Source organism: Cupriavidus numazuensis, from assembly GCF_905397435.1.
Lineage (GTDB): Bacteria > Pseudomonadota > Gammaproteobacteria > Burkholderiales > Burkholderiaceae > Cupriavidus > Cupriavidus numazuensis.
This window is the reverse complement of the sequence record NZ_CAJPVI010000027.1, coordinates 1-21,046: the sequence shown is the minus strand read 5'-3', so window position 1 is coordinate 21,046 and position 21,046 is coordinate 1. Positions and strand designations below refer to the sequence as shown.

The 21,046-nt window shown below is 66.1% G+C and carries 14 protein-coding genes and 1 rRNA gene; 6 read left to right on the top strand and 9 right to left on the bottom strand.

Translation table 11 applies throughout. The annotated features are described in order from the left end of the window. Positions 1 to 140 precede the first annotated feature (140 nt). The 3 genes from KHO41_RS21005 to KHO41_RS20995 all read left to right on the top strand — a co-directional run bounded on the left by KHO41_RS21005 (position 141) and on the right by KHO41_RS20995 (position 6,646). On the top strand, positions 141 to 1,919 hold the full coding sequence (locus tag KHO41_RS21005; RefSeq protein ID WP_211955226.1) for an AMP-binding protein: 1,779 nt from the start codon (positions 141 to 143) through the stop codon (positions 1,917 to 1,919). Between the two features lie 72 nt (positions 1,920 to 1,991). Then, positions 1,992 to 5,291, top strand: coding sequence for an acetyl-CoA carboxylase family protein (locus KHO41_RS21000; protein ID WP_211955225.1), 3,300 nt, complete (start codon positions 1,992 to 1,994; stop codon positions 5,289 to 5,291). Between the two features lie 62 nt (positions 5,292 to 5,353). Then, a complete protein-coding gene (locus tag KHO41_RS20995; RefSeq protein WP_244873933.1) occupies positions 5,354 to 6,646 on the top strand; it encodes a branched-chain amino acid ABC transporter substrate-binding protein in 1,293 nt (430 codons plus the stop codon). 16 nt (positions 6,647 to 6,662) lie between these two features. Here the strand turns inward: KHO41_RS20995 and KHO41_RS20990 are convergent, their stop codons facing one another. Next, on the bottom strand, positions 6,663 to 7,802 hold the full coding sequence (locus tag KHO41_RS20990) for an aminopeptidase (protein WP_211955224.1): 1,140 nt from the start codon (positions 7,800 to 7,802) through the stop codon (positions 6,663 to 6,665). A 7-nt stretch (positions 7,803 to 7,809) separates the two neighbouring features. Then, a complete protein-coding gene (locus tag KHO41_RS20985; protein WP_211955223.1) occupies positions 7,810 to 9,921 on the bottom strand; it encodes a molybdopterin-containing oxidoreductase family protein in 2,112 nt (703 codons plus the stop codon). A gap of 300 nt (positions 9,922 to 10,221) precedes the next feature. On the opposite strand from KHO41_RS20985, the gene KHO41_RS20980 reads away from it, so the two are divergent. Further along, positions 10,222 to 11,400, top strand: a complete 1,179-nt coding sequence (locus KHO41_RS20980; protein ID WP_211955222.1) for an ABC transporter substrate-binding protein — start codon at positions 10,222 to 10,224, stop codon at positions 11,398 to 11,400. Positions 11,401 to 11,463: 63 nt separating this feature from the next. Here the strand turns inward: KHO41_RS20980 and KHO41_RS20975 are convergent, their stop codons facing one another. The 5 genes from KHO41_RS20975 to KHO41_RS20955 all read right to left on the bottom strand — a co-directional run bounded on the left by KHO41_RS20975 (position 11,464) and on the right by KHO41_RS20955 (position 17,142). After that, positions 11,464 to 12,522 carry an ABC transporter ATP-binding protein gene (locus KHO41_RS20975; protein ID WP_280519708.1) on the bottom strand — a complete coding sequence of 353 codons (1,059 nt, stop codon included), beginning with the start codon at positions 12,520 to 12,522 and terminating at the stop codon, positions 11,464 to 11,466. Beyond that, complete coding sequence (locus KHO41_RS20970) at positions 12,519 to 13,517, bottom strand: ABC transporter ATP-binding protein (protein ID WP_211955221.1); 999 nt, start codon at positions 13,515 to 13,517, stop codon at positions 12,519 to 12,521. Before KHO41_RS20970 ends, KHO41_RS20975 begins: the two co-directional genes overlap by 4 nt. Before the next feature lie 15 nt (positions 13,518 to 13,532). Next, the gene (locus KHO41_RS20965; RefSeq protein ID WP_211955220.1) at positions 13,533 to 14,447 is read right to left on the bottom strand and encodes an ABC transporter permease; all 915 of its coding nucleotides are present in this window, start codon (positions 14,445 to 14,447) and stop codon (positions 13,533 to 13,535) included. A 3-nt stretch (positions 14,448 to 14,450) separates the two neighbouring features. Then, positions 14,451 to 15,428: an ABC transporter permease gene (locus KHO41_RS20960; RefSeq protein WP_211955219.1), complete on the bottom strand. Its 978-nt coding sequence runs from the start codon at positions 15,426 to 15,428 to the stop codon at positions 14,451 to 14,453. Between the two features lie 127 nt (positions 15,429 to 15,555). Beyond that, entirely contained in the window at positions 15,556 to 17,142 is a 1,587-nt protein-coding gene (locus KHO41_RS20955) for an ABC transporter substrate-binding protein (protein ID WP_211955218.1), read from the bottom strand. 323 nt (positions 17,143 to 17,465) lie between these two features. Between KHO41_RS20955 and KHO41_RS20950 the strand changes: the two genes are divergently transcribed. Both KHO41_RS20950 and KHO41_RS20945 read left to right on the top strand, forming a co-directional pair. After that, positions 17,466 to 18,659 (top strand): M20 aminoacylase family protein, encoded by a 1,194-nt coding sequence (locus tag KHO41_RS20950; RefSeq protein ID WP_211955217.1) that lies wholly within the window; start codon positions 17,466 to 17,468, stop codon positions 18,657 to 18,659. 15 nt (positions 18,660 to 18,674) lie between these two features. Beyond that, positions 18,675 to 19,703: a DUF2891 domain-containing protein gene (locus KHO41_RS20945; RefSeq protein WP_211955216.1), complete on the top strand. Its 1,029-nt coding sequence runs from the start codon at positions 18,675 to 18,677 to the stop codon at positions 19,701 to 19,703. Between the two features lie 12 nt (positions 19,704 to 19,715). On the opposite strand, the gene KHO41_RS20940 is transcribed toward KHO41_RS20945, so the two are convergent. Together KHO41_RS20940 and rrf are read right to left on the bottom strand one after the other, a co-directional pair. Beyond that, entirely contained in the window at positions 19,716 to 20,633 is a 918-nt protein-coding gene (locus tag KHO41_RS20940) for a DUF3047 domain-containing protein (RefSeq protein ID WP_211955215.1), read from the bottom strand. Positions 20,634 to 20,942: 309 nt separating this feature from the next. Continuing rightward, positions 20,943 to 21,046 (bottom strand): 5S ribosomal RNA (rrf, locus tag KHO41_RS20935); the annotation flags it as partial.

The window sequence follows — 21,046 nt, the reverse complement described above, 5'->3', positions numbered from 1 at the left end:
CACAGGCGCTCGGCGGATTGACGCAAACGCGCGCCCGGCCTAGGATCATACCCATCGGTAAATAAATATACCAAGAGGTACATACCTACGGCGTGCTGGTCGCGCCGTCGCCGACACATCCTGCGAGGAGACACCCGCTGATGGATCAGACTGCAACGCCGCCCGTATCCGCCGCACCTGGCGCACGACGGAATGAAGCCGAGTACCTGGATGACCTGCACCGCCGCTGGCGCACCGCCTGGCCAGCCGGTGCACCGCGCGAACCGCAGTACCCGCTGGGCCGGGTGCCACTGTCCGAGATGCTGCGCCACTGGGCCCGCCAGCGTCCGGAGCAGCCCGCCGTCCACTTCTATGGCCACGTCACGCGCTACGCGGAGCTCGATGCGCAGAGCGACCGCTGCGCCGCCCTGCTGGCCGCGCACGGCATCGGCACCGGCGACCGCGTCGCGGTATTGCTGCCCAACTGCCCGCAGTTCCATGTGGTGTTCTTCGGCATCCTGAAGCTGGGCGCGATCTACGTGCCGGTAAGCCCGCTGTCGCAGCGCGCCGAGCTGCTGCATGCGCTGCGGGACAGCACGCCCTGCGCACTGATCGCGCTGGACCAGTTGCTGCCGCTTGTGGCCGACACTCGGGAGGAACTCGGCGCGGACGATCCGTTGCGCCATCTCTTTGTCGCCAGCTACGCCGACGTCGTGCCGACCGCACCCACGCTGCCTTTGCCGCCGATGGTGCAGGCCCCGCGCCTGGAACCCGAGCCGCAGGACCGCGCGATCGACCTGCTGCGCGCGATGGCCGCCTGCACCGCCCCCGCGCCGCAGTCGATTCCCGATCTCGACGCTCCAGCCGCGCTCAACTACACCGGCGGCACCACGGGCCTGCCCAAGGGCTGCATCCACACGCAGGGCGACATGGTCGACATGGCCGCCGCGTTCGGCGCCGTGGCGCTGCCCCTGGCCGACGACTCCGTCATGCTCGGCTTCTTCCCCGAGTTCTGGATCGCGGGCGAGAACCTGTGCCTGATCTTCCCGGTCTTCTTCGGCATCCCGCTGGTATTGCTGGCACGGTGGGACGCACAGACCTTCATGGCCGCCGTGCAGCACTACAAGGTCACCAATGCTTCGATGCTCGTCGACAGCGCCGTCGAGGTCATGGACCACCCGCGCGTTGCCGACTACGACCTGCGCTCGCTGCGCCATGTCGGCGTGTCGTCCTTCGTCAAGAAGCTGAACCTCGATTACCGCCACCGCTGGCAGGCGCTGACCGGCTCGACCATTGCCGAAACCGCGTGGGGCATGACCGAGACGCAGACCTGCAACACCTTCACCTGCGGCATGCAGGACAACGACATGGACCTGCGCGCGCAGCCCGTGTTCGTCGGGCTGCCGGTGCCGGGCACCGAGTTCAAGGTGTGCGATTTCGCCACGGGCGAACTGCTGCCGCTCGGCACCGAGGGCGAGCTGTGCGTGCGCACGCCCACGCTGCTCAAAGGCTACTGGAACAAGCCCGATGCCACGCGCGAGTCGCTGCGCGACGGCTGGTTCCACACCGGCGACATCGGCGTGATCGACACCGACGGCTACCTGCACTACCTGGGCCGGCGCAAGGAGATGCTCAAGGTCAACGGCATGAGCGTGTTCCCAGCCGAGATCGAGACCATGCTGGGCCAGCACCCGGCCATCCTCGGCTCGGCCGTGGTCGGGCGGCCCGACGAGGACCGCGGCCAGGTGCCGGTCGCCTTCGTGATGCTCAAGCCCGAAGCCGTCGGCACCGTCGACGAAGCCGCGCTGACCGCGTGGTGCCGCGGCAGCATGGCGGTCTACAAGGTGCCGCAGCTTCGCATCGTCGACGCGCTGCCGCTGACGGCGACCGGCAAGGTGCGCAAGCAGGACCTGGTGCCGATGGCCGAAGCGCTGCGCTGACGTTCTATCCCCTCTCCCCGCCCCAGCATTTCGCTGCTGGGGCGGCTGCCCCATGCCTCACCGCAATCCGACATGAATCCGCCCAAGCTCCTGATCGCCAACCGCGGCGAAATCGCCATCCGCATCGCCCGCGCGGCAGCGGCCCTGGACATGCCGAGCGTGGCCATCCACAGCGAGGACGACCGCGACGCGCTGCACGTGCGCAAGGCCGATGAAGCCGTGGCACTGCCCGGCAGCGGTCCGCGCGCTTATCTCGATATCGAACAGGTGGTTGCCGCCGCGCGCCGTGCAGGCTGCCAGCTCGTTCATCCCGGCTATGGCTTCCTGTCCGAGAACGCAGACTTCGCGCAGGCCTGCCTCGACGCCGGCCTGACCTTCGTCGGCCCGGCGCCCGATGTGTTGCGCCTGTTCGGCGACAAGGCGCGGGCGCGCGCACTGGCCCGCGAACATGGCGTGCCGGTGGTGCCAGGCACGACCGGGCCCACCACGCTGGCCGCGGCACATGCCTTCTTTGCCGACCTGCCGCGCGGCACCGGCATGATGATCAAGGCGCTGGCCGGCGGCGGCGGACGCGGCATGCGTGCAGTCCATGACGCGGCGCAGATCGACGAGGCATGGACACGTTGCGCCTCGGAAGCGACGGCGGCATTCGGCAACGGCGCGGTCTATGTCGAACAGATCGTCACGGCGCCGCGCCACATCGAAATCCAGGTGGTCGCGGACACCAATGGGCAAGTGATCACGCTCGGCGAACGCGAGTGCAGCCTGCAACGCCGCCACCAGAAGCTCGTCGAAGTCGCGCCCAGCCCCGCGCTCGACGATGCGACGCGGGCGCGCCTCGCCGAGGCCGCGGCCACGCTGGCACGCGCGGCCGCGTACCGGGGCATCGGTACGTTCGAATTCCTCGTGCAGGAACGCGACGGCCAGCCGCCAGCGTTCTGGTTCATGGAGGCCAACCCGCGCCTGCAGGTCGAACACACCGTCACCGAAATGGTCACCGGCGTGGATCTCGTGCAAACCCAGCTTGCCATCGCGATGGGCTCGGACCTCGCGCAACTGGGCCTGGCACGCGTCCCGGCACCGCGCGGCGTGGCCGTGCAGCTGCGCATCAATGCCGAACATCTCGATGGGCAGGGCAACCTGCGCCCGGCCGCGGGCACGCTCACCGCGTTCGAGGCGCCGAGCGGCCCTGGCGTGCGCGTCGATAGCGCGGGCTATGCGGGCATGGCAGCCAACCCGCGCTTCGACTCGCTCCTCGCAAAGCTGATCGTGCACGAACCCAGCGGCAACTACGCGCGTGCGCTCGCGCTCGCGTACCGCGCGCTATGCGAGTTCCGCATCGAAGGCATCGACACCAACCGGCGACTGCTGCAGGACTTGCTGCAGCAGGACGCCGTGCGGCGCAATGCCGTGCACACGCAATATCTCGACCATGCATTGCCTGCACTGGCCGCAGCCGACGGCGACCATCCTGCGTTGCATGCAACGGGTACTGCGGTGTCGGAGCAGGACGCCGGAGATGAAGACGACCTGCCCAACGACGCCTTGGCCGTACAGGCGCCCATGGACGGCGCACTGGCCGCACTCCATGTGAAGCCCGGCGACACCGTGCGCCGAGGCCAGCCGCTTGCGATCATCGAAGCGATGAAGATGGAGCACCCGGTCGAGGCCCCGGCCGCCGGCACCGTGCTGGCCGTGCGAACGCAGGCCGGGGCCACCGTTCGCGCCGGCGCCACGCTGGTGCTGCTCGAAGCCGGCGACGACACCGGCCACGCCGAGCAAGCGCGCGCTGCCGCCGACCTCGACCATATCCGCGCCGACCTGCGCGACACGCTCGAACGCCACGCGCTCGGCCAGGATGCCGCGCGCGAGGCTGCCGTGGCAAAGCGCCATGCACAAGGTGGCCGCACCGCGCGCGAGAACATCGCGCAACTGTGCGACCCCGAATCATTCATCGAATACGGCGGCCTGGCGATCGCCGCCCAGCGCCAGCGCCGCACCGAAGACGACCTGATCCGCTCGACGCCTGCCGATGGCATCGTCACCGGCATCGGCACCGTGAACGCGGCGCAGCTTCCCGATGCCGATGCGCGCTGCATGGTGCTTGCCTACGACTACACCGTGCTGGCCGGCACGCAGGGCTACTACGGCCACAAGAAGCTGGACCGCATGCTCGCGCTCGCGCGGCAGTGGCAACTGCCCGTGGTGCTGTTCGCCGAAGGCGGCGGCGGCCGGCCCGGCGACACCGACATGCCGGTAGTGGCTGGACTCGACTGCACCTCGTTCATCCAGTTCGCGCGGCTTTCCGGCCAGGTGCCGCTGGTCGGCATCGTGCACGGTCGCTGCTTTGCCGGCAATGCGGCACTGCTCGGCTGCGCCGACGTGATCATCGCCACGCGCAGCGCGACCATCGGCATGGGCGGCCCCGCCATGGTCGAAGGCGGAGGGCTCGGCGTGTACGCGCCCGAGGAAGTCGGCCCGGTCGGCGTGCAGGCGCCCAACGGCGTGATCGATGTCGTGGTGGACGACGAACAGGCGGCCGTCGAGACCGCGCGCCGCTATCTGTCCTATTTCCAGGGTGACGCACCCGGCTGGCGGGCCGAAGATCCTCGCCATCTACGTCATGCAATTCCCGAGAACCGCCTGCGCAGCTACGACATGCGTGCCGTCATCCACGCGCTGGCGGACACGGATTCCGTGCTCGAGCTGCGCGCCGCCTTCGGCACCGGCATCATCACCGCACTGATCCGCATCGAGGGCCGCGCGTTCGGCTGCATCGCCAACAATCCGCGCCACCTCGGCGGTGCGATCGACAGCGCCGCCGCAGACAAGGCCGCGCGCTTCATGCAGCTCTGCGATGCGCATGGCCTGCCGATCCTGTCGCTGTGTGACACACCGGGCTTCATGGTCGGCCCGCAGGCCGAGAAAAGCGCCACGGTGCGCCACGTCTCGCGCCTGTTCGTGGTGGCCGGCGCGCTGCGCGTGCCGTTCTTCACGGTCGTGCTGCGCAAGGGCTACGGGCTCGGCGCACAAGCGATGGCCGGCGGCAGTTTTGCTGCGCCATTCTTCACGGCAGCGTGGCCAAGCGGCGAGTTCGGCGCGATGGGCCTGGAGGGATCGATCCGCCTCGGCTTCCGCAAGGAACTCGAAGCCGTGGCCGATCCCGATGAGCGCGAAGCACTGTTCGCGCGCATGGTCGATGCCGCCTACCAGCGCGGTCGCGCATTGAACATGGCGAGCCATCTGGAGATCGACGCGGTGATCGATCCCGCCGACACACGCCGCTGGCTGCTGCGCGGGCTTGCCTCGGTGCCACCGGGCAGCCTTGGCCGGCGCACTGGCGAAGACCGCCGCTTCATCGACACCTGGTAAGCAACGCGCGCCGGGAACACGGCGCCACCCGGATTCTTCATCGACAAAGGAGGAGACACCTGATGCAGTCCACCCCGGCAACGCACAGATCACCCGCCGCGCGCAAGCGCCCCCTGGTCCGCCTGCTGGCCGCCGCGGCCATGGCCCTGGCGCCCGCATTGGCCGCGGCGCAAGGCGCACCGATCAAGGTCGCCTTTATCGACCAGCTCTCCGGGCCGCTCGCCAACGTCGGCGAGATCTTCCAGGCCAACCTGAAGTTTGCGATCGATGATGCCAATGCACAGGGCGGCGTGCTCGGCCGCAAGTACGAACTGACGAGCTACGACAACAAGCTGTCGGCGCAGGACAGTCTGTCGGCGCTGCAGAGTGCGATCGACGCGGGCGTCAAGGTGGTGTTCACGGGTGGCTCAGGCTCTTCGGTGGTCACGGCGCTGGTGGAAGCCGCCACGCGCCACAACGAGCGCAATCCCGATCGCCGCATCCTGATCGTCAACTACGCGTCGATCGATCCGGACCTCACCGGCGCGCGCTGCAGCTTCTGGCATTTCGCGACCGAGGCCAACACGTCCATGAAGATGCGCGCGCTGGCCGACTTCACGCGCGAGCAGAAGGACATCCACAAGCTCTACCTGCTGAACCAGGACTATGCGCACGGGCGGGTCTGGGCCGCGCTGGGCCAGCAGATGATCGCCACCGCGCGGCCGGACACGCAGTTCGTCGGCGCCACGCTGCATCCGCTCGGCAAGGTCAAGGACTTCGCACCGTATGTCAGCAAGATCAAGGCGAGCGGCGCCGACACCATCGTTACCGGCAACTGGGGCCAGGACCTGAGCCTGCTGATCAAGGCGGCCGGCGACATCGGTTATGACCCGCGCTACCTGAACCACAGCGGCGGCGGCGCGCCCGGCACGGTGCTGGCGGTGTCGCAGGCAAAAAGCGGCAAGCTCACGTGGGTCTCGGAATGGCTGCCCAATACCGAGGATCCGGCGCTATCCGGGCTCGCGGCGCGCGTAAAGCAGACCGCCGCCGGCGAGTACTTCACGCCGCGCGTGCTGATATCGGTGCAGCTCGTGACCGAGGCGATACGGCGCGCCGGCACCGACGAGCCGACGAAGGTCGCGATGGCGCTCGAAGGCATGAAGATGAAGACGGCGCTGGGCGAGGTCACGATGCGCAAGAGCGATCACCAGCTCCTGCTGCCGCAGGTGGTGTCGACCGTGGCCCCCGTTGATGGCAAGACCGTCAAGGTCGGCGCCGAAGGCACGCAGTACGGCTTCCGCCTGAACAGTGTGACGCCGGCGCAGGCGCTCGACCTGCCGTCGGCCTGCCACATGAAGCGGCCAACCGGGGTCTGACCTGGCTCGGGTCCGGTCAGCGGCCGGACTTGCCCGCGCCCGATGAGTGATCTTCGGCGTTCAGCGTGCCGGTGTTCACCGCTGGCGGCGCCAGCTTGCTCAGCGCGGCGTGGCGCTCGGCCTCCGGCAGGTCGCCGATGCGCTGCACTTCGGCATAGAACCGCGTCCAGTCGCCGCCCACGCTGTCGAGCAGCGCGGTGAACGCGGGCACCCATTGCTGGTACGTGGCCACGGCGGCCAGGTGCGCATTGGTCAGCGGCTGGTCGAACCAGCGGTCGTAGCCGCTGTAGCCGCCCCATTCCGTGCGCAGCGCCGCGTACTGGCGGCGCAGGCTGTCGAAGATTTCCGTCTTGCCCCGGCGCTTGGTGTCGTCGTCGGCGTCCGATCGGTACAGCGCATCGAGCCGGTCGCGCGTATCGAGCAGCAGCGCCCGGAACTGCTTGCGCCGGTTGTCGTACTGCCGGTAGCTCGCGCGCGCGTCCTCCGACGCATCGTCGCGAAGCCAGCGCTCCACGCCGGCCACTTCCACTGCGGTCGCGAAGGACTCGTTGAAGGGCGTGTCGTTGCGCACGTACACGACCTGGTGCGCCAGTTCGTGGAAGATCATCCGCGCGAGTTCGCCTTCCGGCAGGTACAGGAAGGTGTTCAGCAGCGGGTCGTCAAAATAGCCGAGCGTGGAATAGGCCGGGATGCCGGCCACATAGGTTTCCAGGCCCTCGCGGCGCAGCCCGGCGGCATAGTGTTCGGCATCACCCTGCGCGTAATAGCCACGGTAGTTGATGCAGCCGACGATCGGGAAGCACCACTTGTGCAGCGTCATCGACAGTTCCGGCGTCGCGAACACGCTCCACACCACATAGGACCGATGCAGGTTGGCATAGCGGCGATAGCTGCCGTTATCGGGCAGCTTCAGCTCGCGCGAGGCGTAGTCCCGGATCTGGCGCGCGAGCCCCAGGCGCTGCGCGAGGCGCGTGTCGTTGGACGCCTGCGCGCGCGCAATGGCATCGTCGAGCGTCTGCGCCTGCGCCATCACGCCGAGATGGCCGCCGATGGACTGGTAGTAGTAGCCAAGCGTGTCGCAGCCGGCCACCGCCAGCGCCAGCCCCGCCGCCACCAGGATGGCCGCCGTTCGGCGGCGGACTTTTTTCCAGTCCATCACCGGATCATGGCGCGGCCACCGCCTCGCCGACTTCCTGCCATGCCTCCACCTCGACCAGGCAATCGTAGAACACGGGCGCGCGGCCCAGATCGGTCAGGCGCTGGCTGGTCAGCTCGTTGGCGTTCTTGCCATCCGGGGCCAGCTTCTTCCACCAGATCGACAGGCCCACCACCAGCCCGCGCCGCGCGCGGTCGGTCACGCGCGCCCGCGCGAGCATGCTGCCGCGGTCGTTGAACGCGCGCACAAGAGCGCCATTGGCAATGCCGCGCGCATCGGCATCCGCCGGGTGGATGTCCAGGTGCGGCTCGCCTTCGGTCGCACGCAGGCTGTCGATGTTGACGAAGGAGCTGTTCAGGAAGTTGCGCGCGGGCGGCGAGATCATCGCCAGCGGATACTTGCCGGCCAGTTCCGGCGCGGACGACGGTGCTTCGTACGGCGCCACGTAGTCCGGCACCGGATCGAGGCCTGCGCTGCGCATGGCTTCCGAATAGAACTCGCACTTGCCGGACGCAGTCGGGAAACCGCCGTGCGCAAAGGGCGCCGTCGGCAGCGACAGCTTCTGCCAGCCCTTCTCCTTCAGCGACTCCCATGTAATGCCCTGCGCGCGCTTGTCGCCCGGGACAATGGCCTGCGCGGCGATCTGCTCATCGGTGTCGGCAAAGCATGGATCGGTGAAGCCCATGCGTTGCGCCAGGCGGCGGAAGATCTCGGTGTTCGGCAGAGCCTGGCCCATCGGCTCGATGGCGGCGTTGTTGGCCAGGAAGTAGGTGTGCCCGTAGGCCTTGTGCACGTCCACGTGCTCGAGCTGCGTGGTGGCCGGTAGCAGGATATCGGCATAGTCGGCCGTATCGGTGCGGAACTGTTCGAGCACGACCGTGAACAGGTCCTCGCGCGCAAAGCCCTCGGCCACCTTGCCCGATTCCGGCGCCACCGCCACCGGGTTGCTGTTGTAGACCACCACGGCCTCGAGGCGCGGCTGGCCCGGCGCACCGGCGTCCAGCAGCGCGTCGCCGATCGTGCTCATATTGACGGTGCGCGGCAGGCGCGGATAGCCGGGCAGCAGGTCGGGCCGCTGCAGCGCCTGGTCGTCGATCGGGAAGAAACCCGACGTCGAGAGCTGGAGGCCGCCCGCCGGATGCCGCCACGCGCCAACCAGCGACGGCAGGCACGCAACCGCGCGCACCGCCTGGCCGCCGCCGTGCACGCGCTGCATGCCGTAGTTCAGGCGGATGGCCACCGGTTGGCGCTCGCGCACCGCCAGCGTGCCGTAGAGGCCGGCGAGCCACTCGATGTCTTCGACCGGAATCCCGCAGATTTCCGCAGCACGGGCCGGCGAATACGCCTGCGCGCGCTCGCGCAGCGCGTCGAAGCCGAGCGTGTGCTGCGCGATGTAGTCATGGTCGAGCAAGTCGTCGCGGATCAGCACGTGCATGATCGCCAGCGCCAGCGCGCCGTCCGTGCCGGGCATCGGCGCGATGTGGCGGTGGCACTTCTCGGCGGTCAGAGAGCGGTACGGGTCGATCGCCACCAGCGTCGCGCCGCGGCGCTTGGCTTCCTGCGCGCGCGTCCAGAAGTGCAGGTTCGAGGCGATCGGGTTGCCGCCCCAGATGATCACGAGCTTGGCATCGACGACGTTTTCCATGTCCATGCCGACGCTCCCGCCATAGGTGTAGCGCAGCGCCGTGGCGCCGGCACTCGCGCAGATCGTGCGGTCGAGCAGGGAGGCGCCGATCTTGTGGAAGAAGCGCGCGGCCATGCTTTCGCCCTGCACCAGCCCCATGGTGCCGGCATAGCTGTACGGCACGATCGCCTGCGGATCGCGCACGGCGATGGCCTTGAGCCGCGTGGCGACTTCGTCGAGTGCCTCGTCCCAGGAAATCGGCTCGAACTTGCCCTCGCCCTTGCGCCCGACACGGCGCATCGGCGTCAGCAGGCGGTCCGGGTGATAGGTGCGCTCGGTGTAGCGCGACACCTTGGTGCACAGCACGCCCTGGGTGCCCGGGTGGTCCGGGTCTCCGTTGACCTTGATGGCGCGGCCGTCCTCGACGGTGACGAGCAAGGCACAGGTGTCGGGACAATCATGCGGGCAGGCGGCGCGGACAATGCGGGAAGCCATGAAATCTCCGGGCGGGCAGGAAGGCGACTGGATGCGGTCGGGGCGGATGGCCAGGGGAATCGGCCAAAGCCTGTCACTACCGGGAAAACCACAGCGGACAGGACGGTTTCTGGTCGGATTGTATTCGATTATGATTCAGCGGCGCGTTCCGGTCCTGGCCGGAAATGCCCCGTTAGCCCGCCCGCGTCCCGCAGCCTGAACCGGCTCGCGGCCTGCGCATGCGGGCCCGGGGACTCGACGTCGGCGCAGACCGGCCCGGGTGGCGCATGGGTATCCAACCTGACTTTCTTGCGGGGTTTCATGTCTGATCTGAACGGGGTCAAGGCCAGGCGTTTCGCCGGCCTGCTGGTGGCTTGCGCCATCGGCTTTTGCGGCGCAGCGGGCGCCGCCGTTGCAGCGGAAACCGGCGTGACGGCCGACACGATCGTGCTGGGCCAGTCGGCCGCGCTGAGCGGGCAGACGGCGGCACTGGGCAAGCAGATGGGCGCCGGCGCGCGCCTGTACTTCGAGTCCGTCAACCGCCAGGGCGGCATCTACGGCCGCCGCATCGAACTCCAGACGCTTGAGGACTACAACGAGCCAGAAACCGCGGCGGCCAATACGCGCAAGCTGATTGGCGAGAACCGCGTGTTCGCGCTGTTCGGCTACGTCGGCACCGACAACGCCGAAGCATCCCTGCCGGCCGCCAGCCAGGCCGGCGTGCCCTTCTTCGCGCCCTACTCCGGCGCGCAATCGCTGCGCGATCCGCGTCTGCGCAACGTCTTCCACGTGCGCGCCGGCTTCAATGAGGAAACCGCCGCCATCGTGCGGCAGATCCGCACCACCGGACTCAAGCGCGTGGCCGTGGTCTACAACGAGGATGCCTACGGCAAGGCCGGCCTGGATGGCCTGGCGCGCGCGCTGCAGACGTCAGCGGACAGCAGCGTGCAGATCGTGTCGCGCGAGTCGGTGATTCGCAACACTGTCGAGATCGGCGACGCCATGCAGGGCACCATGAAGGCCAAGCCCGACGCGGTAGTGCTGATCAGCGCTTACCGCACGGCCGGCGCTTTCGTGAAGGAAGCGCTGCGCCGCGGCTACAACGGCCAGTTCTACAACGTCTCCTATGTCGGCACGCAGGCGCTCGCGCGCGAGCTCGGCCCGCAGGGCAGCGGAGTGATCATCTCGCAGGTCATGCCGCACCCGGGCAATGCCACGCTGCCGGTCGTGCGCGAATACCTGCGCCTGCTGCAGGCCGCGGGCAAGCCGGACGATTTTGACTATGTCGGCATCGAGGGTTTTGTCGCCGCCAAGGCCTTTACGGAGGGCCTGCGCCGCACCGGCAAGGACCTGACGCGCGAACGGCTGGTCGCCGCGCTGGAGGGCATGCACAACTTCGACCTGGGCGGATTCATCGTCAACTTCACGCCCGAGAATCATGTCGGGTCGAAGTTCGTGGAAATGACGATCATCAATTCCAAGGGCCAGGTGATTCGCTGAGTGGCGGCGGATCACGCGGTTTGCTCGGGAGAGGGGAGAAAACAAAAGGATTGCTGGAGCGATCTACGCCATATCGTTCAGGTGACACGCCGATAGCCTGCCTGGCGCGATCTCCTTCAACAGCGGCTGTTCGGCCGTGCAACGCGGCATCGCATGCGGGCAGCGCGGATGGAAGTGGCAGCCCGTCGGCGGATTCAACGGCGACGGGATCTCGCCGCGTATTGCCACATAGGTCTTCTTGCCGACTTCGAGCTTCGGCGCCTCGGCCAGCAACGCCTGCGTATAGGGATGGTTCGGCGCGGCGAACACCTGCTCGGTCGGCGCCGACTCCACCACGCGGCCCAGGTACATGATCACCACGCGGTCGCTGATGTGCTTGACCACCCCGAGGTCGTGGCTGATGAACAGGTAGGTCAGGTTCAGTTCCTGGCGCAATCGCATGAACAGGTTCAGCACCTGCGCCTGGATCGAAACATCGAGCGCCGCGACCGATTCGTCGCACACCAGGAATTCCGGCTTCACCGCCAGCGCGCGGGCGATGCCGATACGCGCGCGCTGTCCGCCCGAGAACTGGTGCGGGAAGCGGCGCAGCACGGTCGGGTCCATCCCAACACGCACGAGCATGTCTTCCACGTACGCCTTCTGCTCGCCGCGCGCGACCATGCCGTGCACGACCGGTGCCTCGCCGACGATGTCGATCACACGTAGCCTCGGATTGAGCGAGGCATATGGATCCTGGAAGATCATCTGGATCGCGAGCTGCTTCTCGCGGCGCTTGTCGGGCGGCAGGTGATCGAGGTTGGTGCCGCGCCAGAACCGCTCGCCTTCGGTCAGCGTATGCAGGCCGACGGCCATGCGGCCGAACGTCGATTTGCCGCAGCCGGACTCGCCCACGAGTCCCACCACCTCGCCGGTGCGGATGCTCAGGTCGACATGATCGACTGCATGAACGACCTCTTCCCGTGCATGAGCGCCGAACAGATTGGCGATGCGTGCCGCGGTATCGAGCGATTTGACGAAGCGCTTGGAAACGCCGCGCAATTCCAGCAGCGGCGCCGGAGGCGTGACCGGCTGCGAAGTTCCATCCGTCATGGCTGGCATATCGAGGTCCGTTTCGCTCATGCCGCCTCCTGCTGCGTCAGCACCGGATGGAAGCAGCGCAGCCGCCGGCCGTCAGGAGCGGTCTCCAGCGTCGGATCCGTCCTGCACACTTCGGTGGCATTGGGACAGCGCTCGCGGAACGAGCAGCCGCCGGGCAGGTTCAGCAGCGACGGCGTCATGCCGGGGATCTGCTTCAACGGCGCACCGCGCGGATTGCGCGAGGGTGCCGAGCCGATCAGCCCGTGCGTGTAGGGATGCTCCGGATGCTCAAGCACCTGTCGCACATCCCCAGACTCGACGATCTTGCCCGCGTACATCACGCAGACCGAATCGGCCAGTCCAGCGACTACGGACAGGTCGTGCGTAATCCAGATCAGCGCCGTGCCCGATTCGCGGCACAGCGTCTGCATTTCGTAGAGGATCTGGCCCTGGATGGTCACGTCGAGCGCCGTGGTCGGTTCGTCGGCAATGATCAGGTCAGGCTTGTTCAGCAGCGCGATGGCGATCGCCACGCGCTGGCGCATCCCGCCCGAGAACTGGTGCGGATAGGCCAGCAAACGTTCGTCCGGAGAAGGAATGCCCACACGTGCAAGCGCATTGCGCGCCCGCTCGCGCGCGGCCGGCTTGCTGACTTTGTCGTGCGCCATCACCGATTCGATCATCTGCGTGTCGATGCGCAGGACCGGGTTCAGCGTCATCATCGGGTCCTGGAAAATCATCGCGATGCGGTTGCCGCGTACATCGCGCTGCTGCGACGGCGTGAGTGCGCGCAGGTCGCGCGTGACGCCATCGCGGCTGGTCAGCGCGATGCGGCCTTCCACCACTTTGCCGGGCGGATCGATCAGGCCCATGATCGAATAGCCCGTCATCGACTTGCCCGAGCCCGATTCACCGACCAGGCCCATGATCTCGCCGCGGCCGACGGTGAACGACACATCGTCCACGGCCTTCGCAATGCCGCCGCGCGTGAAGAATTGCGTCTTGAGGTGTTCCACCACCAGGGTAGGTTGTGCCATGTTGCCCTCCCTTCCCTATTGCGTCTGCAGGCGCGGATTCAGCACGTCCCGCAGCTGGTCGGCCACGAGGTTCATGGCCACGATGGTGATCACGAGCGCAATGCCCGGGAAGAAGCTGATCCAGTACTTGCCGGACAGCATGTATTGCTGCCCGTTGGAGATCAGCGAACCGAGCGACGGCTCGGTGATCGGCACGCCCAGCCCCAGGAACGACAGCGTCGCTTCAAGCGTGATGGCCGATGCCACCTGCAGCGCCGCGATCACGATCAGTGGCGGCAGGCAGTTCGGCAGCAGGTGCCGGAACATGATGCGGCCCGGCGGCAGGCCGAGGCATGTCGCCGCTTCGATGTATTCCTTGCGGCGTTCGACCAGCGCGGCGCTGCGCGTGGTACGTGCGTAGTAGGCCCACTGGACGGCGACCAGAGCGATCACGATGTTGCCAATGCCCGGCCGCAGAAAAGCCAGCAGGATCAGCGCGAGCAGGATCGGCGGAAATGAAAGCTGAAGGTCCGCCACGCGCATGATGAATGCCTCGGTACGCCCGCCCATGAAGCCGGCCAGCAGGCCCAGCGTTGCGCCGAGTATCAACGCGATGACCGTACTGACCACGCCCACGCCGATGCTGATGCGCAGCCCGTACATGACCGCCGACAGGATATCCCGCCCCTGCTCGTCCGAGCCAAGCAGAAAGGTCATCCCATTGCCGGCCTGCTCGCCGGGGGCGAGGCGCGCATCGAGCACGTCTAGTGTCGCGAGGTCATACGGGTTCTGCGGCGCCAGCCACGGCGCGAAGATGGCGATCAGGATCACGGTGATCAGTGTGATCAGCCCTGCCACGGCAATCTTGCTGGACAGGAATTCGGCAGCGAAGCGGCGGAACGGCGTCTGCTCGCGCGCGGCTTTCGGCTTGTCTGCGGTAGCGGCAGTCATGGCTCAGCCCTTGTTGTCGGCAATGCGCACGCGCGGATCGAGCACGCTGTAGATAATGTCCACCGCCAGGTTGATCAGGATGAACAGCGTCACGATCACCATCAGGTAGGCGACGATGACGGGCCGGTCAAGCAGTTGGATCGAATCGATGATCAGCTTGCCCATGCCGGGCCACGCGAAGATCGATTCGGTGACGATCGCGAACGCGATGATCGAGCCGAACTGCAGCGCGATCACGGTCACGATCGGGATCATGATGTTCTTGAGCACATGCACGCCGACGATGCGCGTATTGGACAGCCCCTTTGCGCGCGCGAATTTCACGTAGTCCTGGAGCATCGCCTCTTGCGTGCCGGCGCGCGTCAGGCGGATCACCATCGCGATATTGAGCAGCGACAGCGTCACCGCCGGCAGGATCAGGTGGCGGATGCCGTCGACCGTCAGGAAGCTCAGCGGCACGCCGAGCACGCGCACAGTCTCGCCGCGGCCGTTGGACGGCAGCCAGCCGAGTTGCACCGCGAAGACCATGATCAGCATCAGACCGACCCAGAAGGTCGGCAACGAAAAGCCAAGGATCGATACCGTCATGATCGACTTGCCGGCAATGCCATTGGGCCGCAGCCCGGCCCACAGCCCCAGCGGTATGCCGAGCACGATGGCCAGCAGGATCGCGCATACGGCCAGCTCCAGCGTCGCGGGCATGCGCTCGAAAATCAGCTTGAGCGCGGGCGTGCCGTGCGCGAACGAGATGCCGAGGTTGCCGTGCAAGGCGTTCTGCAGGAAGACGAGATATTGCTCCCACAGCGGCTTGTCGAGCCCGAGCGCGGCGATGGTGCGCTTGATGTCCTCCTGGTCCGCTTGCGGATTGATCAGGATGTCGACCGGGTTGCCGATGGCGAAGACGCCGAGAAAGACGAGCAGCGACATGATGAAGAGCACGACCACGCTCTGCATCAGCCGCCGGATGATGAAAACCAGCATGTCAGAACCACTATCCTTTCGCACACCACTACGGGCCGCGCCGGGCCAGCCCCGCGCCCGTCCCAGGCACGGCCCGCATGGTGTACGTTGCCGCGATGACTACCCGCGGGCGACCGGATGGCGCCGCTTACTGCGGCTTGAAGTTGTGCGCATAGGTACGTTCGTCGGTACGCGGTATATAGACGATACCCTTTTGCGTGGCCCAGGTGGTCACCTGCTGGTGGATCGGGATGATACCGCCGTCGTTGATCGCGATGGCAGTGGCCTCCTGCAGCAGCTTGGAACGCTCGTTGTCATCGACGGTGGACAGCGCCTTCTCGAGCACCACATCCATCTTCGGATTGCAGTACTCGCCCCAGTTGGTCGTGCCAAAGCCCTTCTTGCTGTCCTCGCAGGCCAGCAGCGCGCGTAGCGGCGAGCTGACCTCGCCCGTCTGCGCTCCCCAGCCGAGCAGGCCGAACGACCATTCATGCTTGATGCCCTTGGACGAGTACGTCGCCATCGGCATGCCTTCCACCTTGGTCGCGATGCCGACGCGCGTCAGGTTCTGCGCAATGGTCTGCGCGATCTTCTCGTCGTTGACATACCGGTTGTTCGGGGTGTGCAGCGTCACGCCAAAGCCGTTCGGATACCCCGCTTCCGCGAGCAGCTTCTTCGCGCCCTCGGGATCGTACTTGACCGTCTTGAGGTTCGGGTTATAGCCGAACAGCGTGGGTGGCACGAGGTTGTTGGTCGGCTCCGACAGGCCCTCCATCAGCCGGTCCTTGATGCCCTGCCGGTTGATGGCCATGCTGATGGCATTGCGCACGCGCGCGTCCTTCAGCGGGTTCTTGTCCATCGGCTGGCCTTCCTTGGTCGTGACGTACGGCGACTTGTCACGCTTGGCATCGAAGTACAGGTAGATCACGCGGTGCGAGATCTTGGAGAAGAACGACAGCTTGGGATCGTTGCGCACCTTGGGCAGATCCGGCGTCGGCACGTTCTCGATGGCCTGCACATCGCCCGACAGCAACGCGGCAAGGCGCGTGGCCGGATTGGGGATGAAGCGCAGCGTCACCTTATCCCACGCGGGCTTCGGGCCCCAATAATCGGGGTTGCGCACCAGCTCGACCCGGTCATCGCGCGCGTAGCTGACGAACTTGAACGGGCCGGTGCCAATCATGCCCTTGCCCTGGGCAAAGTCATCGGAGCTCAGGCCCTGCGTCGCCTTCTTCTGCACCACGAAGATCGACGTGAGGTCGTTCAGCATCAGCGGGTACGGCTGGTTGGTGGTGAGCTGGATGGTGTACTTGTCGATCACCTTCTTGTTGATGATCGCCTTGGTGTAGACGTCGAACTTGCCGGGACTGTTCTGGATGGTGGCCGGGCGGTCCAGCGACCAGACGATGTCCTCGGTGGTCAGCTCGGAACCGTCGTGGAACTTCACACCCTTGCGGATCTTGAATTCCCACGTGAGGTTGTTGACCATCTTCCACGACTCCGCCAAGCCGGGAATGATGCGGCTGTCGGGATCCATCTTGATCATCGAGTCGAACACGTGTTCGGACACGTTGATATTGGAAAACAAGTTGTAGAAGTGCGGATCCATCGAGGTCGGCGGCGAACTCATGGCCAGCTTGAGGTCGGCGGCCTGTGCCGCGCCGGCGAGCGCAAGGCTCATGGCCCCGGCTACCGCGACAGCACCAAATGCCTTCTTGAATGTGCGAAGGGACATCGCGCAACTCTCCCAGGAACAGATGAAGCAGACGTTAGGATCGGCAATGCGCGCGCGCAGCGTCATCCGAAGAGGCGCTGCATTTTGGTGCGGTCAGGCATCAGGTAACGACGGTATTGCCGGCCGGGCACTTCAAGCATGAACTGTTCCAGCAGCCGGTGAAAGCTGGCATTGGGGGAAACCCACCCACTTGTTTTGCACCGCGCCATCGCGCAGATGTCCATACAATGTTGCGAAGACCCGGAATCGGCGTGCTTTGGCGCTTTCCGGGCGGGCGTCGTATGATCGGGGTATCCAACGACAGTCGTACGGTCTCCGGCATCATGAAGCTCATTCCCGAAATCCTGCAGGCGCAAGCCGAAATCCGCACGATCCGACGCGATATCCATGCCCATCCCGAGTTGTGTTTCCAGGAGCAGCGCACCGCGGACGTGGTGGCGCACAATCTGGAATCCTGGGGCATCGAAGTCCATCGTGGACTCGGCACGACCGGCCTGGTCGGCGTGATCCGCCAGGGCAACAGCCAGCGCAGCATCGGCCTGCGCGCCGACATGGACGCGCTGCCGCTGCAGGAAGCCAACACCTTCGGCCATCGGTCTCAGCATGATGGCCGCATGCACGCGTGCGGCCACGACGGCCACACCGCGATGCTGCTGGGCGCGGCCCGCTATCTGGCCGAGCATCGCAACTTCGACGGCACCATCAACCTGATCTTCCAGCCGGCCGAAGAAGGCGGCGGCGGCGCGCGCGAGATGATCAAGGACGGCCTGTTCGAGCGCTTCCCGTGCGATGCGGTGTTCGGCATGCACAATTGGCCGGGCATGCCGGTCGGCGCATTCGGTACACGCGCCGGCCCGCTGATGGCATCGAGCAATGAATTCCGCATTGTCGTGCGCGGCAAGGGTGCGCACGCGGCCATGCCCAACAACGGCAATGATCCGGTGTTCACCGCGGCACAGATCGTATCGGCGCTGCAAGGCATCATCACGCGCAACAAGCGGCCGATCGATACGGCCGTGATCTCGGTCACGCAGTTCCACGCCGGCGACGCGACCAATATCGTGCCGGACCAAGCGTGGATCGGCGGCACGGTGCGTACCTTTACGGTGCCGGTGCTCGACCTGATCGAGCGGCGCATGGAGGAAGTCGCGCGTGCCGTGGCATCGGCCTTCGATTGCACGGTCGACTTCGAATTCCACCGTAACTATCCGCCCACGATCAACAGCGCGGCGGAGGCAGAGTTTGCCGCCGGCGTGGCGGCGAAACTGGTCGGCGCGGACAACGTCAATGCCGATGTCGAGCCCACAATGGGTGCAGAGGATTTCTCCTTCATGCTGCAGGAAAAGCCCGGCTGCTACCTGTTCATCGGCAATGGCGACGGCGCGCATCGCGAGTCGGGCCACGGCATGGGGCCGTGCATGCTGCATAACCCGAGCTACGACTTTAACGACGAACTGCTGCCCGTCGGGTCGACCTTCTTTGTGAAGCTGGTGGAGAAGTGGCTGCCCCGGGCCTGAGCGAACACGACAGCCATGGCGCGCATCGCACTGGACCTGGACATCGCCGATGGCTTTGCGCGCGTAGCGCTTGAGAACATCGGACGCCGCTACCCGTACAAGCTGGACCACATGCTGACGCGGCCGGACGAGCCACTCGATCCCGCCTTGCTGCATCCCGTGTTCTGCGGCAGCTATGACTGGCACTCGAGCGTGCACATGCACTGGATGCTGGTGCGCCTGCTCTCGCTCTGCCCGGACTTGGATGATGCACCGCGGATCCGGGCCACGCTCGAAAGGCAATTCCAGCCGGAGGTGATCGGCGCCGAACTGGCGTACTTCCAGCAGCCGGCTTCGCGCACGTTCGAACGGCCTTATGGCTGGGCCTGGCTGCTGCGGCTGCAGGCCGAACTGCAGGCGGCAGGCACACAGGACGTGCAGATCGCCCGGTGGGCCGAAAACTGTGCGCCACTAGCCCGGCACCTTGCCCAGCAACTGGTCGACTATCTGGATGTCGCGGACTTCCCGGTCCGCACCGGTACGCACTTCAACAGCGCGTTCGCACTGATCATGGCGCTGAGCTACGCGCGCACGGACCAGCATCACGCACTGCGCCGCGCGATTGTTCGCCGCGCGCACCGCTGGTTCGGCCACGATCAGCGCTATCCGGCGCGTTACGAGCCGGGCGGCGATGAGTTCCTGTCGGGAGGATTGACAGAGGCCGTGCTGATGCACGCCGTCATGGACGGATGTGCCTTTTCGGAATGGTGGGAATTGTTCGCCCCGACGCGCACGGAGCTGGCCAACTGGCTCACGCCTGTAGCGGTCACGGACCGCAGCGACCCGAAAATGACGCACCTCGACGGTCTCAACCTGTCACGTGCGTGGTGCTGGCGAATGCTGGAGCCCGTCTTGCCCGAGGAATTGCGCCCGCTCGCGGTGCGCGCGTGGTCGGATCATATCGACGCCTCGCTGCCGCAGGCCGTGCACGGTGACTACGTGGCAACGCACTGGCTTGCGTCGTTCGCCGTGCTGGCACTCAGCGAACCGGTGGGAGGCCAGTAATGGAGGCGTCGATCAGTCCAGGGCGATGTCGCCGTACCAGGACTCTGCCGTGCTCCGTGTATTGTCGGTATCGGTCATGATGCCAACGGCGATAACCCGGCCGGGGTCCGTTCCGAAGGCCTTGCGGTAATCGGCACGTAGGTCACGTTCATGGCAACGCCATTCATTGGTGTGCTTCGTGCCCGTATCTACCACGATCATGCGCACTCGATCAGTATGCGGATTCGACAGCACGGAGCCTTCCGCCCGCTTGCCGCCCCAGATATACATCAGCGTCGCGTAGGGCATTTCGCGGCCGGTTGTCAGACGGGCCATCTCGTACATCAACTGGTCCTTGAGCGACAAACTGCCCTTGTCGCCATCAAATGCGACAAACAGGCGTAGCGGGGCGTCTTCACGCGGCCCCTGGCCATTGTCAGCATTGCGGATGATGCCGTTAGTCTTCCACGTCCACCGCAGCATGCCCGCATCGCGATCGCGCAAGGGCACGTAGAGACCTGATGCGGAACTGTCAGCCTGGGCGTGGACGACGACGCGCTCGTCGACTTCCGCGAGCGCATAACGCGTCGGCGTCTTGTTCCGGTTGATCGTCCATGGTTGCCACCCGACAGGCAGGCGGCTTTGCAGAGATGCAGCGGAGAACCGGGGAAGGTTTGCCAGGAGCGGCGCCGGCGGGGCATCACCATCGTCGCCAGCTTCCGCCTCGATCGCTTGATCGTTGGCGATGGTCAGTGCATCGGGCACCGGCTCATCAGCGGGATGGCTTTGCTGAGACGCGACACGGGCCGCGAAGACTTTGCAATCGATGGCGGAGGCTGCAGCCATCTTCGCCGGATCCGATGGCGGACTGACCTGCGTCGATGCGCATCCCGCCAACGTCAGCGCGACCGCCACGCCAGTCAAAACAAGCCGATACCTCCTGGCCGCCATGTGACCCCCTGCTTCTCTGAATCCGCCGCGATGCTGCTTCGCATCGGGCTTTGGTATTACATACTGCTTGCCGCAAATTGCATGCAGCAGACTACGTCGCTTCGGTCCCGGCCGAAGCTTGGGAAAGAACATATCAGAAGCGCTGAACGCCCGGAATGCTCCGGTACCCTCGAATCAGTGCGGAACAACACTACGCTGGAGGTTAAAGAGCGCTTTCTCGCTGTCGCTTCCGTACTCGCTTTCGTTTTCGGCGCCGCCAAAGCAAAAACCCCTCAGCTCGAATGAGCTGAGGGGTTCTGCATTATAAGAGCCTGGCGATGACCTACTTTCACACGGGAATCCGCACTATCATCGGCGCGGAGCTGTTTCACGGACCTGTTCGGGATGGGAAGGGGTGGTTCCAGCTCGCTATG

Bases quoted from the DNA above. Each gene is read 5' to 3' on its own strand.
- KHO41_RS20950 (WP_211955217.1), top strand. From the start codon at position 17,466: ATGAAGCTCATTCCCGAAATCCTGCAGGCGCAAGCCGAAATCCGCACG.
- KHO41_RS20960 (WP_211955219.1), bottom strand. From the start codon at position 15,428: ATGCTGGTTTTCATCATCCGGCGGCTGATGCAGAGCGTGGTCGTGCTC.
- KHO41_RS20980 (WP_211955222.1), top strand. From the start codon at position 10,222: ATGTCTGATCTGAACGGGGTCAAGGCCAGGCGTTTCGCCGGCCTGCTG.
- KHO41_RS20970 (WP_211955221.1), bottom strand. From the start codon at position 13,517: ATGGCACAACCTACCCTGGTGGTGGAACACCTCAAGACGCAATTCTTC.
- KHO41_RS21005 (WP_211955226.1), top strand. From the start codon at position 141: ATGGATCAGACTGCAACGCCGCCCGTATCCGCCGCACCTGGCGCACGA.
- KHO41_RS20975 (WP_280519708.1), bottom strand. From the start codon at position 12,522: ATGAGCGAAACGGACCTCGATATGCCAGCCATGACGGATGGAACTTCG.
- KHO41_RS21000 (WP_211955225.1), top strand. From the start codon at position 1,992: ATGAATCCGCCCAAGCTCCTGATCGCCAACCGCGGCGAAATCGCCATC.
- KHO41_RS20995 (WP_244873933.1), top strand. From the start codon at position 5,354: ATGCAGTCCACCCCGGCAACGCACAGATCACCCGCCGCGCGCAAGCGC.
- KHO41_RS20965 (WP_211955220.1), bottom strand. From the start codon at position 14,447: ATGACTGCCGCTACCGCAGACAAGCCGAAAGCCGCGCGCGAGCAGACG.
- KHO41_RS20985 (WP_211955223.1), bottom strand. From the start codon at position 9,921: ATGGCTTCCCGCATTGTCCGCGCCGCCTGCCCGCATGATTGTCCCGAC.
- KHO41_RS20990 (WP_211955224.1), bottom strand. From the start codon at position 7,802: ATGGACTGGAAAAAAGTCCGCCGCCGAACGGCGGCCATCCTGGTGGCG.
- KHO41_RS20955 (WP_211955218.1), bottom strand. From the start codon at position 17,142: ATGTCCCTTCGCACATTCAAGAAGGCATTTGGTGCTGTCGCGGTAGCC.
- KHO41_RS20945 (WP_211955216.1), top strand. From the start codon at position 18,675: ATGGCGCGCATCGCACTGGACCTGGACATCGCCGATGGCTTTGCGCGC.
- KHO41_RS20940 (WP_211955215.1), bottom strand. From the start codon at position 20,633: ATGGCGGCCAGGAGGTATCGGCTTGTTTTGACTGGCGTGGCGGTCGCG.